At 51.0% G+C, this 16,574-nt stretch carries 12 protein-coding genes; 6 read left to right on the forward strand and 6 right to left on the reverse strand.

Going from position 1 to position 16,574, the window contains the following annotated elements; genetic code table 11:
• Positions 1-10: 10 nt before the first annotated feature.
• The 4 genes from dnaA to gyrB are packed head-to-tail and all read left to right on the forward strand — an operon-like array spanning position 11 to position 6,045.
• Positions 11-1,411, forward strand: a complete 1,401-nt coding sequence (dnaA, locus tag JC793_RS00005) for a chromosomal replication initiator protein DnaA (protein ID WP_218427059.1) — start codon at positions 11-13, stop codon at positions 1,409-1,411.
• Positions 1,412-1,415: 4 nt separating this feature from the next.
• A complete protein-coding gene (gene dnaN, locus JC793_RS00010; RefSeq protein ID WP_046892835.1) occupies positions 1,416-2,516 on the forward strand; it encodes a DNA polymerase III subunit beta in 1,101 nt (366 codons plus the stop codon).
• A 4-nt stretch (positions 2,517-2,520) separates the two neighbouring features.
• Positions 2,521-3,603 carry a DNA replication/repair protein RecF gene (gene recF / locus JC793_RS00015; RefSeq protein WP_046892834.1) on the forward strand — a complete coding sequence of 361 codons (1,083 nt, stop codon included), beginning with the start codon at positions 2,521-2,523 and terminating at the stop codon, positions 3,601-3,603.
• Between the two features lie 27 nt (positions 3,604-3,630).
• Entirely contained in the window at positions 3,631-6,045 is a 2,415-nt protein-coding gene (gene gyrB, locus JC793_RS00020) for a DNA topoisomerase (ATP-hydrolyzing) subunit B (RefSeq protein ID WP_166706741.1), read from the forward strand.
• A gap of 75 nt (positions 6,046-6,120) precedes the next feature.
• Here the strand turns inward: gyrB and JC793_RS00025 are convergent, their stop codons facing one another.
• The 6 genes from JC793_RS00025 to asd form a co-directional block, all read right to left on the reverse strand.
• Entirely contained in the window at positions 6,121-6,783 is a 663-nt protein-coding gene (locus JC793_RS00025) for a MarC family protein (protein WP_052926473.1), read from the reverse strand.
• Positions 6,776-8,056 (reverse strand): APC family permease, encoded by a 1,281-nt coding sequence (locus JC793_RS00030; RefSeq protein ID WP_046892831.1) that lies wholly within the window; start codon positions 8,054-8,056, stop codon positions 6,776-6,778. The genes JC793_RS00025 and JC793_RS00030 overlap by 8 nt, the downstream gene beginning before the upstream one ends.
• 92 nt (positions 8,057-8,148) lie before the next feature.
• Positions 8,149-9,078, reverse strand: coding sequence for a glutaminase A (gene glsA, locus JC793_RS00035; RefSeq protein ID WP_107679589.1), 930 nt, complete (start codon positions 9,076-9,078; stop codon positions 8,149-8,151).
• Complete coding sequence (gene gadC / locus JC793_RS00040; protein ID WP_166706745.1) at positions 9,075-10,556, reverse strand: glutamine/gamma-aminobutyrate antiporter GadC; 1,482 nt, start codon at positions 10,554-10,556, stop codon at positions 9,075-9,077. Before gadC ends, glsA begins: the two co-directional genes overlap by 4 nt.
• Before the next feature lie 98 nt (positions 10,557-10,654).
• A complete protein-coding gene (gene gad, locus JC793_RS00045) occupies positions 10,655-12,037 on the reverse strand; it encodes a glutamate decarboxylase (RefSeq protein WP_046892828.1) in 1,383 nt (460 codons plus the stop codon).
• A gap of 891 nt (positions 12,038-12,928) precedes the next feature.
• Complete coding sequence (gene asd, locus JC793_RS00050; RefSeq protein ID WP_046892826.1) at positions 12,929-14,038, reverse strand: aspartate-semialdehyde dehydrogenase; 1,110 nt, start codon at positions 14,036-14,038, stop codon at positions 12,929-12,931.
• Positions 14,039-14,241: 203 nt separating this feature from the next.
• On the opposite strand from asd, the gene nagK reads away from it, so the two are divergent.
• Together nagK and JC793_RS00060 are read left to right on the forward strand one after the other, a co-directional pair.
• The gene (gene nagK, locus JC793_RS00055; RefSeq protein WP_218427061.1) at positions 14,242-15,153 is read left to right on the forward strand and encodes an N-acetylglucosamine kinase; all 912 of its coding nucleotides are present in this window, start codon (positions 14,242-14,244) and stop codon (positions 15,151-15,153) included.
• Positions 15,154-15,384: 231 nt separating this feature from the next.
• Positions 15,385-16,419, forward strand: coding sequence for a DUF2169 domain-containing protein (locus JC793_RS00060; RefSeq protein ID WP_218427062.1), 1,035 nt, complete (start codon positions 15,385-15,387; stop codon positions 16,417-16,419).
• Positions 16,420-16,574 lie beyond the last annotated feature (155 nt).

The following is a 16,574-nucleotide window of genomic DNA, read 5'->3' on the forward strand; positions in this document are numbered from 1 at the left end:
GGAGTTCACCGTGTCTCTTTCGCTTTGGCAGCAATGTCTTGCCCGTTTGCAGGATGAATTACCTGCCACAGAATTCAGTATGTGGATACGCCCCCTTCAGGCTGAGCTGAGTGATGACACTCTGGCGCTCTATGCCCCTAACCGGTTTGTGCTCGACTGGGTACGGGAGAAGTACATTAATAACATTAATGCGCTCCTGTCTGATTTCTGCGGTAACGATATCCCGCAGCTGCGTTTTGAGGTCGGTAATAAACCGGTCAGCGCGATCAGCAGCACACCGGAAAGAAGTATTCCCCCGTCACGGACGATGAAACAGCCGCCTTCGCGGGAAAAAGCACCCGCACTGCGCCCGAGCTGGCATGATAACAGCACGGAGCCGGATGTGGCTTACCGTTCCAACGTTAACCCGAAGCACACCTTTGACAGCTTTGTTGAAGGTAAATCAAACCAGCTGGCGCGCGCAGCCGCCCGTCAGGTGGCGGATAACCCGGGTGGCGCATATAACCCGCTGTTTTTATACGGCGGAACCGGTCTGGGTAAAACCCACTTATTACATGCCGTCGGCAACAGCATTATGGAAAATAAAGCCAACGCCAAAGTGGTCTATATGCACTCAGAACGTTTTGTGCAGGATATGGTCAAAGCCTTACAGAACAATGCGATTGAAGAGTTCAAACGCTACTACCGTTCTGTCGATGCCTTACTGATTGATGATATTCAGTTCTTTGCTAACAAAGAGCGTTCTCAGGAAGAATTTTTTCATACCTTCAATGCGTTACTCGAAGGTAATCAGCAGATAATCCTGACCTCCGACCGCTACCCGAAAGAAATTAACGGGGTGGAAGATCGCCTGAAGTCGCGGTTCGGCTGGGGATTAACCGTTGCTATTGAACCGCCGGAACTGGAAACGCGGGTCGCGATCCTGATGAAAAAAGCTGATGAAAACAACATCCGCCTGCCGGATGAAGTGGCTTTCTTTATCGCGAAACGTCTGCGCTCCAACGTCCGTGAACTGGAAGGTGCACTGAACCGGGTCATTGCCAACGCCAACTTTACCGGGCGGGCGATTACCATCGATTTTGTGCGTGAAGCGCTGCGCGATCTGCTGGCACTCCAGGAGAAACTGGTCACTATCGATAATATTCAGAAAACCGTTGCTGAGTATTATAAAATCAAAGTGGCTGATCTGCTCTCCAAACGCCGTTCGCGCTCTGTCGCCCGGCCGCGCCAGATGGCGATGGCTCTGGCAAAAGAGCTGACAAACCATAGTTTGCCAGAAATCGGGGATGCTTTTGGCGGCCGTGACCATACGACCGTTCTGCACGCCTGCCGTAAAATCGAGCAGCTGCGTGAGGAAAGCCACGACATCAAAGAAGATTTTTCTAACTTAATCCGGACATTATCATCATAGCGCTATGAAATTTATCATTGAACGTGAGCAATTGTTAAAACCCTTACAACAGGTCAGCAGTCCGTTGGGCGGTCGCCCGACCCTACCGATTCTGGGTAACTTACTGCTGAAAGTCTCTGATGGCGTACTGCATCTCACAGGGACAGACCTTGAGATGGAAATGATGGCAGCGGTTCCGCTGGATCAGCCGCATGAAAACGGTGAAACCACGGTACCGGCACGGAAGTTCCTGGATATCTGGCGGGGTCTGCCGGATGGCGCGCAAATCAGCGTCGAGCTGGATGGTGATCGTCTTCTGGTCCGTTCCGGCCGCAGCCGCTTCTCGCTGTCCACCTTACCGGCCTCGGATTTCCCGAATCTGGATGACTGGCAGAGTGATGTCACTTTCTCTCTGTCACAGGCGACATTAAAGCGCCTGATTGAATCCACACAGTTTTCCATGGCGCATCAGGATGTCCGCTATTACTTAAACGGTATGCTGTTTGAAACCAGCGGTTCCGTTCTGCGCACCGTCGCCACTGACGGGCACCGCCTGGCGGTCTGCTCACTGGATATCGGGCAGGAACTGCCGGACCATTCGGTGATCGTACCGCGTAAAGGTGTTATCGAACTGATGCGTCTGCTGGACGGCGGCGATGCCCTGCTGAAACTGGAAATCGGCAGCAATAATATCCGCGCCCATGTCGGCGGGTTTATTTTCACCTCCAAACTGGTGGATGGCCGCTTCCCGGACTACCGCCGTGTCCTGCCGAAGAACCCGGACAAAACGCTGACGGCAAATTGTGATATGCTGAAGCAGGCTTTTTCGCGGGCGGCAATTTTGTCGAACGAGAAATTCCGCGGTGTGCGGATTTACCTGAACAACAATCAGCTCAGAATTACCGCCAATAACCCGGAACAGGAAGAAGCCGAAGAAATCGTGGATGTCACTTACGACGGAACGGATATGGAAATCGGTTTCAATGTCAGCTATGTCCTTGATGTTCTTAACACACTGAAATGTGAAGATGTCTCTGTGAAACTGACTGATGCCACATCCAGCGTACAGATTGAAGATGACGCCAGTGATGCAGCCGCTTACGTTGTGATGCCGATGCGCCTGTAACACGATGATCCTCTCGCGTTTACTTATCCGTGATTTTCGCAATATCGAAAATGCGGATTTACCGCTGGCTGCCGGGTTTAACTTTCTGGTCGGCCCGAACGGCAGCGGTAAAACCAGCGTTCTGGAAGCCATTTATACTCTCGGCCACGGCCGGGCATTCCGTTCAGTGCAGGCGGGGCGTGTTATACGCCACGATAATGAAGAATTTATTCTGCACGGGAAACTCGGGCAGGAACAGACAGACCGGGCCACCAGCGTCGGCCTGAGTAAAAACCGCCAGGGTGACAGCAAGGTCCGTATTGACGGCACCGACGGCCATAAGATTGCCGAACTGGCAAAATTACTGCCGATGCAGCTTATCACCCCGGAAGGCTTTACACTGCTCAACGGCGGACCAAAATTCCGCCGCGCCTTTATTGACTGGGGCTGTTTCCACAATGAGCCGCAATTTTTTGCGATGTGGAGCGATTTAAAACGTCTGGTGAAACAACGCAATGCCGCGCTTCGCCAGGTATCGAATTATGGTCAGATCCGCCACTGGGATCAGCAGCTGATTCCGGTTGCTGAACAGATCAGTCAGTGGCGGGAGCATTACGTGACAGCGATTGCGCAGGATATTGAGCAAACCTGTCAGCAGTTTTTACCTGAATTTTCGCTGAGTGTCTCTTTCCAGCGCGGATGGGATAAAGAGACCGATTATTCAGAGCTTCTGCAGCGCCAGTTTGAACGGGATCGCGCACTGACCTACACCGCCTCCGGCCCGCATAAAGCGGATTTACGGATCAGGGCGGATGGGGTGCCGGTGGAAGATTTACTTTCACGTGGTCAGTTAAAACTGCTGATGTGCGCGCTGCGGTTAGCACAGGGTGAATATTTCACCCGTCAGAGCGGGCAGCAATGCCTGTATCTGCTTGATGATTTTGCCTCCGAACTGGATGCCGGGCGCCGCCGTTTACTGGCTCACCGGCTGAAAGCCACACAGGCTCAGGTTTTTGTCAGTGCCATCACCCCTGAACAGGTCAGTGATATGACAGATGAAAACAGTCGCCTGTTTGTCGTGGAAAAAGGTAAAATACAGGTTCAATAATCAGGATTAGATGAGCGGGAAACGTTGATGTCGAATACCTATGACTCCTCAAGTATCAAAGTATTAAAAGGGCTGGACGCGGTGCGTAAACGCCCGGGAATGTACATTGGTGATACCGATGACGGAACCGGTTTACACCACATGGTCTTCGAGGTTGTTGACAACGCTATCGACGAAGCCCTCGCCGGTTACTGTAAAGACATCGTTGTGACCATTCACAATGACAATTCAGTCTCCGTACAGGATGACGGCCGCGGTATCCCGACCGGGATCCATGAAGAAGAAGGCGTCTCCGCCGCAGAAGTTATCATGACTGTTCTGCACGCCGGCGGGAAGTTCGATGATAACTCCTATAAAGTCTCGGGCGGCCTGCACGGCGTCGGGGTCTCTGTTGTTAACGCCCTGTCTGAAAAACTGGAACTGGTTATCCGCCGTGACGGCAAAGTCCACGAGCAGATCTACCGCCACGGTGAGCCTCAGGATCGCCTGACCATTGTCGGCGAAACCGATAAAACCGGGACACGCGTGCGTTTCTGGCCGAGCATGAACACCTTCAAAGGCGAGACTGAATTCCAGTACGATATTCTGGCAAAACGCCTGCGTGAACTCTCCTTCCTGAACTCCGGTGTGTCGATCCGTCTGGTCGACAAACGCGACGGCAAAGAAGACCATTTCCATTACGAAGGCGGTATCAAAGCATTCGTGGAATATTTAAGCCGCGCCAAAACCTCGATTCATAACAACGTTTTCTATTTCTCCACCGAGAAAGACGATATCGGCGTGGAAGTCTCCATGCAGTGGAATGACTCCTTCCAGGAAAACGTATACTGCTTCACCAACAACATTCCGCAGCGTGACGGTGGTGCTCACCTTGCCGGTTTCCGTGCTGCTATGACCCGTACTCTCAACAGCTATATTGAGAAAGAAGGGCTGAATAAAAAATCCAAAGTCAGCACGACCGGGGATGATGCACGTGAAGGACTGGTGGCGGTTATTTCCGTCAAAGTACCGGACCCGAAATTCTCCTCACAGACTAAAGACAAGCTGGTCTCTTCCGAAGTGAAAACCGCGGTTGAAACCCTGATGAACGAAAAGCTGTCTGAATATCTGGATGAAAACCCGAACGACACAAAAATCATTGTCGGCAAAATTATTGATGCCGCACGTGCCCGTGAAGCTGCACGCCGTGCCCGTGAAATGACCCGCCGTAAAGGCGCGCTGGATTTAGCCGGTCTGCCGGGTAAACTGGCGGACTGCCAGGAACGTGACCCTGCATTCTCCGAACTGTACTTAGTGGAAGGGGACTCAGCGGGCGGCTCTGCAAAACAGGGGCGTAACCGTAAGAACCAGGCCATCTTACCGCTGAAAGGTAAAATCCTGAACGTTGAGAAGGCGCGTTTTGATAAAATGCTGGCTTCTCAGGAAGTGGCCACCCTGATCACCGCGCTCGGCTGCGGTATCGGCCGTGACGAATACAACCCGGACAAACTGCGCTATCACAGCATCATCATCATGACCGATGCCGACGTCGATGGTTCACACATCCGTACCCTGTTACTGACCTTCTTCTACCGTCAGATGCCGGAAATCATTGAGCGCGGTTATGTGTATATCGCACAGCCGCCGCTGTATAAAGTGAAAAAAGGCAAGCAGGAACAGTATATTAAAGATGACGAAGCGATGGAGCAGTATCAGGTATCTATCGCACTGGATGGCGCGGCACTGTATGTAAATGAAACCGCCGCACCGATTCAGGGTGAACATCTGGAAAAACTGCTGCACGAGTACAACGGCGCGCACAAAATCATCCGCCGTTTAGAGCGTCTCTATCCGCTGCCGCTGTTAAACAGCCTGGTCTATCAGCCGAAACTGGAAGAATCCGCGCTGCTGAACAAAGATGAGGTGGAAGCCTGGGCGAAGAGCCTGACAGAGCGCCTGACCCGTCATGAAGAGCACGGCAGTACCTACAGCTATCACATTGCGGAAAACAAAGAGCGTCAGCTGTTTGAGCCGGTACTGACTATCCGTACTCACGGTGTTGATACTGACTACAACCTGGATTTCGATTTTGTTCACGGCAGCGAGTACGCCCGTATCTCCAAACTGGGTGAGCTGATCCGCGGTCTGATTGAAGAAGGTGCTTATGTTGTCCGTGGTGAGCGTCGTCAGAACGTCAGTAACTTTGAGCAGGCACTCGACTGGCTGATGAAAGAATCACGCCGTGGTCTGGCAGTACAGCGCTATAAAGGGCTGGGTGAAATGAACCCGGATCAGTTGTGGGAAACCACCATGAACCCGGAAACCCGCCGTATGCTGCAGGTCACCGTTAAAGATGCGATTGCCACGGATCAGTTATTCACCACACTGATGGGTGATGATGTTGAACCGCGCCGCGCCTTTATCGAAGAGAATGCCCTGAAAGCGGCAAACATCGACGTATAATTTTTCCTCTCTCTGAGACCTGATAAAGCCCGGATTTCCGGGCTTTATTTTTTCCGGCGATCCGCCCGCAGCCCCTCACCCCGCAAAGTCAGCGATATGCTTCAGGTTCGTGGTAATAATACCGACCATCCCCGAGACCAGTAACTGAATCGCCAGCGTGACCAGAATAATGCCGGAGATCCGCGCCAGTGTATCCATCACACCGGGCGATAAACGCCCGTGCAGCGGCCCGGTTGCCAGAAAAGTCAGGGCAATAGTGGGCAGCATCAGGAGGATCACAACGGAAAGCTGAATCAGGCCGGACAGCGAATCACTGTGTCCCGCCAGCGAAATCCCGACCGCTATCGTTCCGCCGCCCATCGAGAGCGGAAAAAGCAGCGGTACCATCGCCAGCCGCATGATATCTTTCGGCGGCGTGACACTGACCGGAATATCACTGTGCTCCTCTTTGACACCGCGGATAAGCATCGGCCATCCCTGCGCCAGCAACGCAATACCGCCGGTGACAGTCAGTGCATCCGCACTCAGCCCCAGCGCCGTCAGCAGCCAGTTCCCCAGCCAGATAACCACCAGCATGACCAGTGTGTATCCGGCCGCAATTTTCCAGGCAATTTGCCACAGTATCCCCCGATCAATCCGGCCGAGAATAATCGTGGCGGCGGTGATCGTTGCAGGGGGACTGAACAGCGATACAAACGTCACATAGTTAAGAAGAATATTGTCGAGCCATTCATTCATCTTTCCGGCTCCGTGTCCGCAGATAACCGGCAGCCAGACAAAGAACCAGCGCCGCGGCAATCACACTGACAGCGATCATCCCGCTGCTCAGCAGTGTCACAACAAAACCAGCCAGTACCGCGGTAACCAGGATAATCCCGGTCCCGGTAATGAATTTTGAAGCGCGGATAACACTGCTCTGACGCCACGCCACCACCAGTACCATCAGATAGCACAGGAGAAACGTAAAACTGGCGACATTTGCCAGGTCGCCGAGATTCAGGAACAACGCCAGCAACAGTGTCAGCAGAATAAGCAGGATATTCACTGTCGTTCCCTGCCGGTATATTGTTTTGCCCCAGGCAGCCGGCAGAATTCCGGTGCTGCACATTCTGTCAGTAATATTGAATGCGGAGAACAGCGTGGCATTTATCGCCGATGTTGTCGCCAGCAATGCGGCGGCGGCAACAATCACAAAACCGGCTTTTCCCCATACAGGATAAGCCACCTGAGCCACTGCGGTATCGGCATAACGGACCAGCGCAGACGGAGAAAGGTTGCCGAGTAATACCAGTGCCAGGCTGATATAAAGCGCAATCGTGAACAGAATAGCTATCATAAATGCCTTCGGCATTACCCGGCCGGGATTTGCCACTTTGTCAGAGGCATTCGCCATCATGCCGAACCCGGCATAGGCGAAAAAGGTCAGCCCGACGGCGGAAAAAAGCGTATCACCGGAGAACGGGGTTATATTCAGCAGTGTTGTGTCCACCGTAAATATTCCCGTTGCCACCAGTGCAATAATAATCACCAGTTTGGTGCCCACCAGAAGGACTTCAATTTTGCCGACAGCATGACTGCCGGTGATATTCATCAGGGCGACCACGATGATAATAAAGGCCGTATACACTTCCGGTAATAAGGCGGATTCATTGCCCTGATGGAAAAGCTGAACAGCATAGGCCCCGAATGCTCTGGCCACCATCGCAACTGTCAGGATCAGCGTGACGAGATACAAAAAAGATAAGGCAATCGTCAGTACCGCAGGAAAAGACAGCCGGAAGAAATCAATAATACCGCCCGGAGAGGGATAGCAGGCGGATAGCCTGGCATACGCATAACCGGCAAATAACGCGACCACGCCGCCGCAGGCAAATGCAATCCATGTTGCAGACTGCATAATCAGCGCTGTCTGCCCCAGCAGAGCAAAAATCCCTGCTCCCACCATCGCGCCGATCCCCAGCGCAATGACCTGTAATAGTGTTAACGGTTTTTCTGATGATACTGACGTCATACCCTGCTCCCGAAACAAAACCCGTGCTGCCGCTGATGTTTATTTATATCTGACAAAGCCCGGAAATCCGGGCTTTGTCGTTATCCGCGGGATCACCGGTAAAGGTTATATCCCAGCGCGGCGGCAACCGAGGCCACCATTTTCTGGCCTCTGACACTGTTTCCGTCATCATCCAGCGGTGGTGAAAATGCAGCGATTCCCATCACGCCCGGTACGACAGCCAGAATCCCTCCGCCGACACCACTTTTGCCCGGCAATCCGACGGTGTATGCCCAGTCACCCGAGCGGCCGTACAGCCCTTCCATCGTCATTTCCGCCAGGATAAACGGCGTATGGGCCGGATTCAGCACCTGCTCACCTGTCACCGGGTTTTTGCCGTGTCCGGCCAGTGTCGCACCCATCGTGGCCAGCTCTTTGGTGGTCAGCAGCGTGGAGCACTGGCGGGTATACACATCACACGCCTCCATCGGATCACAATAGAGATTTTGTGCCGCGTAAAGCAGCCAGGATATACCACGGTTATGGAAATTAGTGGTCTGCTCTGACTGATTCAGCTCATCCGACAATGCAATCGCATCTGACCCGAGGCGGCGCTGCATCGTCAGTATCCGCTGCCAGCGTTCTTCGGCCGATTTTGCGGTTACCGCACTGACAGTCGCGATTGCGCCGGCGTTCACCAGCGGCGACAACGGTTTGTCATTATGCAGCTCCAGCGCCATCACCGAGTTAAACGGCAGGCCGGTCGGGTCAGCACCGATCTGGTTCTGCACCGCCTCCGGACCAATATCCTCCAGCGCCAGCGCCAGTGTGCAGACTTTGGAAATTGACTCGATGGCAAAGCGGTAATCGGCATCGCCGCTGCTTATAACATCACCCTGCACTGTTACCACTGCGACAGCCGCCAGGTCGGACGGGATATTTGCCAGAAACGGAATATAATCCGCATTAGCACCGCCGGGAGCCTGATGAAACTGCTGAAAGGCATTGGTTACCGCCTGTTTGATAGCTGTTAAATCCGTCATGATACTTTTCCTTTGTTTTCCCATGTAAACGGTGCGAAATCACTGTCCGGATCACGCCAGCCCGGTTTACGGATCTGATAAACAACAAACGGAAGAAGAACGAACAGAACGGTCAGTCCGATCAGCGCCCCCACATACACTTCCGGGCTGCCGACCGCAATCTGTGCCGGCGGGATAAAGCTGAACAGAAACGCCGTTAATGAACCGAGAAGCCCCATACCACCGAGAATAATCATCCCCGCATTACCGCCCGGGATACGGTACGGACGGGCACGCTGCGGCTGACTGAAGCGCAGATAAATCGCGGCACTGAACATCAGCATATACATAATCAGATAGAGAATGACGGTCAGCTGACTGAGGATCTGATAAGCCGCCTGTACGGACGGAAGCACCACAAACAGCACTGCCAGCAGAGAGACGAGCACCGCCTGCACCAGCAGGATATGTGTTGCCATCCCGTTCTTGTTGGTATGCTGGAACCAGTGCGGCAGATAGCCCGCTTTTGCCACTTCCAGAAGACCGGAAGACGGCCCGGCAACCCAGGTCACGACACTCGCCAGCACGCCGATAGCCAGCATGACGGCAACAATCGGCCCCATCCACGGAATATGGGCCCATTTGAACATATCATCGTAAGCCACCAGCAGGCTCTGAGTCAGACTGATATCTGACTGAGGAATGATAAAGGCGATCGCCAGTGTACCGAGCACAAAGATAGCGACAGTACCCGCCGCCGCCAGAATAATGGCTTTCGGGTAGTTTTTGGTCGGGTTATCAATGTCTTTCACATGGATAGCATTCATTTCCATCCCGGCGTAGAACAGGAAAATACTGGCCGCCAGCACAATGTTATCGAAGTTTGAGAAATCCGGCAGAACCTGATCCCACGCCAGGTCAATCTGCGGCGTCTGACCGCTGAACAGGTAGGAGAAACCGAGCACAATCAGAATAATCGCCGGAACAATCGTCCCGATAATGCCGCCCCATTTTGATACCCGGGCAAATGCACCTACCCCTTTAAAGGCAATAAAGGTCGCCAGCCAGTAGATAAACAGCACAACACCAAGCACAAAGAATTTATTTGCCGCCAGCGCTTCATCAAATGCCTGATGAGGGTTGATAAAGGCAAGTGACACCGCCCCGAATGTCAGCCCGGTCGGGAACCAGACAGTTACCTCAATCCACAGCATCGCCATCGCCAGAAACGCCAGGCGCGGCCCGAACGCTTCGCCGACCCAGCGGAAAACCCCGCCCTTCTCTGACCAGCCGGTGGCCAGTTCAGCCGCGACCAGTGATACCGGGATCAGGAAGAACACTGCTGCAAACAGATAATAGAAAATTGCACTGAGACCGTATTCCGCTTCGGCAGGCAAACCGCGCAGGCTCACCACCGCCACAATATTCATGACGATAAGTGTGCCGATAGTCAGTTTTGCTGCACCGGAAGACGGTTTTTTTGTTGAAGTATCAGTCATAAAGCACCCCGGAGGATAATGAGTGAGAGCCTCCGGCCGCTGATACCGGCCGGAGGTCATGGTTAATTAACTGTGATGGTCATTAACCATGATGGAAATTAACCGTGATGGAAGGTTGCTTTGGCCGTGGAATTCACCACCGGATTTTGTCTGAAATGATCGATAGCCCGCTTAATATCATCCAGCAGCAGTGCGGCCAGATCACGGCTGACACCGTGGCGGATCATAATGCGCTGAACAACGGTTTTTTCTCTGTCCGCCGGGAGCGGATAAGAGGCTATCAGCCAGCCGCGTGTGCGGATGCGGTCGGAAAGATCGTACAGATTGAACTGCGTCACGCCAGGTTTCAGCTTGTAAGCCACCGCCGGCAGAGCGCCGCGGCCGTCATACACCAGATCGAAAATGCCCAGCTTGTTCAGTTCATCCGCAAGCCATTGCGCAGTATCTGCACACGCCTGCTGAATTTTGGTATAACCGGCGCGTCCCAGACGCAGGAAGTTATAATACTGTGCAATGATTTGCCCGCCGGGACGGGAGAAATTCAGTGCAAATGTCGGCATATTACCGCCGAGATAATCCACATTGAAAACCAGCTCTTCCGGCAGGTCTTCTTTGCTGCGCCAGACCACCCAGCCCACACCCAGTGGTGACAGACCGTATTTGTGACCGGAGCTGTTAATGGATTTCACCCGCTCAATCCGGAAATCCCACACCAGTTCCGGCTGAATGAACGGAGCAATAAACCCGCCGCTGGCACCATCAACATGCAGAGGAATATCCAGACCGGTATCCCGCTGTATTGCATCCAGCTCTTTCGCCAGTTCCGCAACCGGTTCATAAATCCCGGTAAACGTCACACCCAGCGTCGCCACCACACCAATGGTGTTTTCATCACAATACTTACGCAGATCAGACGGCTGCATACCAAGTGCATCGCCTTCCAGCGGGATTTGCCGGAGTTCCACGTCAAAATAACGGGCAAATTTTTCCCAGCATACCTGTACAGGGCCGGTCACCAGATTCGGTTTACCGGTATCTTTCCCCTGTTTTTCGCGGTTTTTACGCCAGCGCCATTTCATAGCCAGTCCGCCAAGCATCGCAGCTTCGCTGGAACCGGTGGTAGAGCAGCCGATAGTTTCCTGAGCCTGCGGGGAATTCCACAGGTCGGCAATAATATGCACACAACGGCTTTCAATTTCAGCCGTTTGCGGATATTCATCTTTGTCGATCATGTTTTTATCGACACTGTCCGTCATCAGCTGTTTGACTTCATCCTCAACCCAGGTTGTACAGAATGTCGCCAGGTTCTGACGGGAATTACCATCCAGCAGCAGTTCATCCCGGACCACGCTGTAAATAATTCGCGGGTCACTGCTGTCTTCCGGCATTTTGTATTTAGGGAGTTTTGCATCCGAGTCTGTTGATGCGTAAATATCAATAAATTCTGAACTATTATTACCTTTCACAGCATGAAGAGACATACAACCTCCTTCTCGGACTACTTATTGATAGTTAAAATAAACTAATGATGCTATGCGGTTATTCATGGCTGATTGCGGTAAAAAAAGATAATATCAGCTGAAACCATGTGATTACCGAAGCAACCTACGTATATTAGCTTATAAAACACACAACACTCAAATCCATAAAACAGGTCAGAAATTATAATTTCTTATATGATTCATTTTTTATTATGATAAATCCAAATAAATCACCCTGATAAAAAACACCACAAACACAGAAGAAATATTTATTTGTTTTGTTACTGTTTTGTGAAACACAGACGTGTATATATAAGAACTGAACAGGATAAAATTAACGGAAGAAGAATGAATGACAGGAAAAACCGGGCAGTGCGGAGGATCATAAATCAGTGTCTTTTTTTCTTACCCGAATCAAGCCATTTTTACATGACCGGAAACCACAGATAAAAAATCAGGAAAGATACAGATACAGCGGGACATTTAAAACATACCGCTAAATATAAACGCTAAGTCAGGCGGTTTCACTGATGACCCGAATATTAATTTTAAGAAAAAATAACTATCCGTGATAAAGCGGTATCCGGCATATACAACAAATTACGTATACCGTTTTAACAATAAAATAAAAAAGGATCCGGAGCGGAATGTTACCGGATTATTTTATGCAAATAACAAACAATAAACCCGGATACACCACGAATCCCGGCAATATAGACCTGATGTATATTTTACGGTCACAGGAAACACCGGCATCCCTCTGTTTAACCGGTTCAGACCGTCAGAAGATACTGATACTGATAAAAAACCAAAACACAAACAAAAAAAATGACTCATGTGGAAAAATCAGCACATGAGTCCATTATTTTACATCTAACTAAAATATTATCGTTATTTCAATAAAATATTCAGCATTCTGCGTAATGGCTCTGCGGCTCCCCACAGAAGCTGATCACCCACAGTAAATGCCGAGATATAATCCGGCCCCATATTCAGTTTACGGATGCGCCCTACCGGCGTTTTCAGAGTGCCGGTAACCGCCGCCGGCGTCAGCTCACGCACGGAGATATCACGATCATTCGGTACAACCCGTACCCACTCGTTATGGGCAGCCAGTAAAGACTCAATCTCTGCAACCGGCAGATCTTTTTTCAGTTTCAGGGTGAATGCCTGGCTGTGGCAGCGCAGTGCCCCGATACGGACGCACAAACCGTCCACCGGGATAATATTCTGACCGCGTGACAGGATTTTGTTGGTTTCCGCCTGACCTTTCCACTCTTCACGACTCTGGCCGTTATCCAGCTGCTTATCAATCCACGGGATCAGGCTTCCGGCCAGCGGTACGCCGAACTGTTCCGCCGGTAATGCACCGCTGCGGGTAAATTCAGTCACTTTGCGTTCAATATCCAGGATTGCGGAAGCCGGGTCCTGCAACTCTTTCACCACATGCGCATTCAGTGCACCCATCTGTACCAGCAGCTCGCGCATATGACGGGCACCGGCACCGGATGCAGCCTGGTAGGTTGCCACAGAAGCCCACTCCACCAGATCCGCCTCAAACAAACCACCCAGAGACATCAGCATCAGACTGACTGTACAGTTACCGCCGACAAATGTTTTAATGCCGCGGTTCAGTCCCTCTTCTATATGCTTACCGTTAACCGGGTCGAGAATAATAATAGCGTCATCATTCATCCGCAGAGCCGATGCCGCATCAATCCAGTAACCGTCCCAGCCGCTCTCACGCAGCTTAGGATAGACATCATTGGTGTAATCACCGCCCTGGCAGCTGATAATAATATCCAGTGCACGCAATGCATCAATATCAAAGGCGTCCTGTAACGTACTGCGGTGTCCGCCGAATGACGGCGCTTCCCCGCCGCTCTGCGAGGTTGAGAAAAACACCGGACGGATACCGTCAAAATCCCGCTCTTCTGTCATGCGCTGCATCAGCACAGACCCCACCATCCCGCGCCAGCCGACAAATCCCACATTTTTCATCGTGATGTTTCCTTTTATTCTCATCTGAACTGCGTTTGCAATACTCTTAACCTGACAAAATATGAATAACGGTGCAAGTGAATTTATTGATGATCCCCCGCTGTTCAGAAGCCGGACTTATATCAGGCTGCGGGTTCTCATCCGGCCTCCGGTGCTTTATGCTGGAGATAACACCACAGTGATCAGAACAGGGCGGAATCATCATGTATTACGGTTTTGATATGGGCGGGACAAAAATTGAGCTTGCCGTTTTTAATGAAGCACTGGAGCCGGTCTGGCAAAAACGCATCGCGACCCCCAAAGAGAGCTATGCCGCGCTGCTTGAAGCATTCCGGCAACTGACAGAACAGGCGGATACCGAACTTGGCTGTAAAGGAAAAATCGGTATCGGTGTTCCGGGTATTGTGAATCATGAAAAAGGAACCGTATTTACCACCAATGTGCCCGCCGCGCAGTATCAGCCTCTGCGCCATGACCTGGAAACGATACTGCAGCGTCCGGTAAAAATTGAAAATGACGCCAACTGTTTTGCTCTCTCCGAAGCCTGGGACCCGGCATTCCGCCACTATCCGACAGTACTGGGACTGATCCTCGGTACCGGTGTCGGCGGCGGCTTTGTGATTAACGGCACGGTGTTGCCGGGGAAAAACGGGATTGCCGGAGAGATCGGTCATATTAATATGACCCTGGAAGGTGACAAACTTCTCGGGCATCAGGTTCCGGAGACTCTCTGCGGCTGCGGAAAAACCGGTTGCTTTGAAACCTATCTTTCCGGCCCGGGATTTGAGCGGATTTTTACGGCATTTTACGGTGAAAAACTCAGTGCGGTTGATATTATCACCCGTTACTACAACAGTGATCATCATGCAAAACTGCACGTTGAACGCTATATGTCACTGCTCGCGCACTATCTGGGGAATGTACTGAGTGTTTTTGATCCTGATTTACTCGTGATCGGCGGTGGATTATCACAATTCGAGGAAATTTACCGCCTGCTGCCGGAATACCTGCCGCAGTACCTCTACGGTGTTGCCTCACTGCCCGGCATTCATAAGGCCCGTTACGGGGATTCCGGCGGTGCCAGAGGAGCAGCCTGTCTGAATTTTTCCGGCTGACCGGCATATATTTACCGCCTGCGGATACAGGCGGTAAATATTAAAAATAATATAGGCTAACTCTTATCTTATTTATCCCGGAAAAAGGTTAGATTATCTGTATTAAAAGCCGGCTGAATCTGCAACGTACCGTATTTATACATAGAATATCATTCTGTTTTCTCTGTATTATATCAGTCCGTGTTAAATTACGTATTCTTGTGATTATTATATATCATAGGTGAGTGGATAATGAATTTCATCAATCATACTATTTTTCCGGCACTGAATTATGACTGTTATAACCCGCATCATGATAAATTTCATGTTGTTGCATCACGTATCACTTATGATATCCGGATAAATACCCGTAATGGTCAGAGTCAGCTTATTATTTCTCCTGAACAGTCCCCGCTGAATTATACAGATATCAGCTACAGTGAAATGATTGATGCCAGCATTGAATATGAAAATGATTTGGCACCCTATAAACCAAAAACGGATATTGTCATTAACGCCACTGCGTTTGTACCGGAAAATAATCCGGTTCCGGTTTTTGATGTGGGGATTCAGATAGGAAAATATCAGAAAGCCCTGCGTATATTCGGTACCCGTAACTGGGTAAAAGAGGGCAATGAATGGTTTCTGACAGAGCCTGAGCCCATCAGTTATCTTAATATCCGCTATGAGCATGCCTCCGGTGGTACATACAATGCCGGTGATACTGTTTTTACTTCTCCGGCAAATCCGATTGGTATGGGCTGGTATCCGGCAGAATTTCTGGCGGGGAGTGATAAAACACAGTTACCGGCGCATCAGATAGAATCCCCGGATATCCCGGCACAGCATATCAGTCAGATACTCCGGCCGGACGGTTTCGGCTTTTTTGGCCGGACCTGGCAGGGGCGTGCGGAATATGCCGGCGATTACCATCAGAACCCGCCGTCACAGATGCCGGATAATATCAATTACTGGTGTGGCGCACACCCGACGCTGCAGATCCCCCATCTTAAAGCCGGTAATAAACTCCCGCTGAAACTGTTTGGTCTGGTATCCGCAACCGAGATTGAGCGCCAGCATGTCCTGTTTTATGTTCCGGTGGAAAATCTGTTTGTTTTTATCGGCTCCGGCCTCGGGTTTTCTATCCCGAAAAATTTACAGCTCGACACCATTGTTGTGGATATGAATCTGAGAAAAGTGTTCTGCACCTACCGTATTGCCCTGCCGGACTCTCTGAACATTACAGAGGTAACGCTGCGCTACATTCCGGATCATCCGGCCAGATGACCGGTACACATTGCACGTAAAAAGCGGCGCTATTGTCTCCGCCAAAAATTACGGTTAAGTAATGATTTTACATTTCCGAAACTGAGATTTATTTATATTAAAATAACCTATCAGATATAAACAACAAATAACATAAAACATGTTGTCACATCAAT

The organism is Morganella morganii (assembly GCF_019242955.1).
Taxonomy (GTDB): Bacteria; Pseudomonadota; Gammaproteobacteria; order Enterobacterales; family Enterobacteriaceae; genus Morganella; species Morganella sibonii.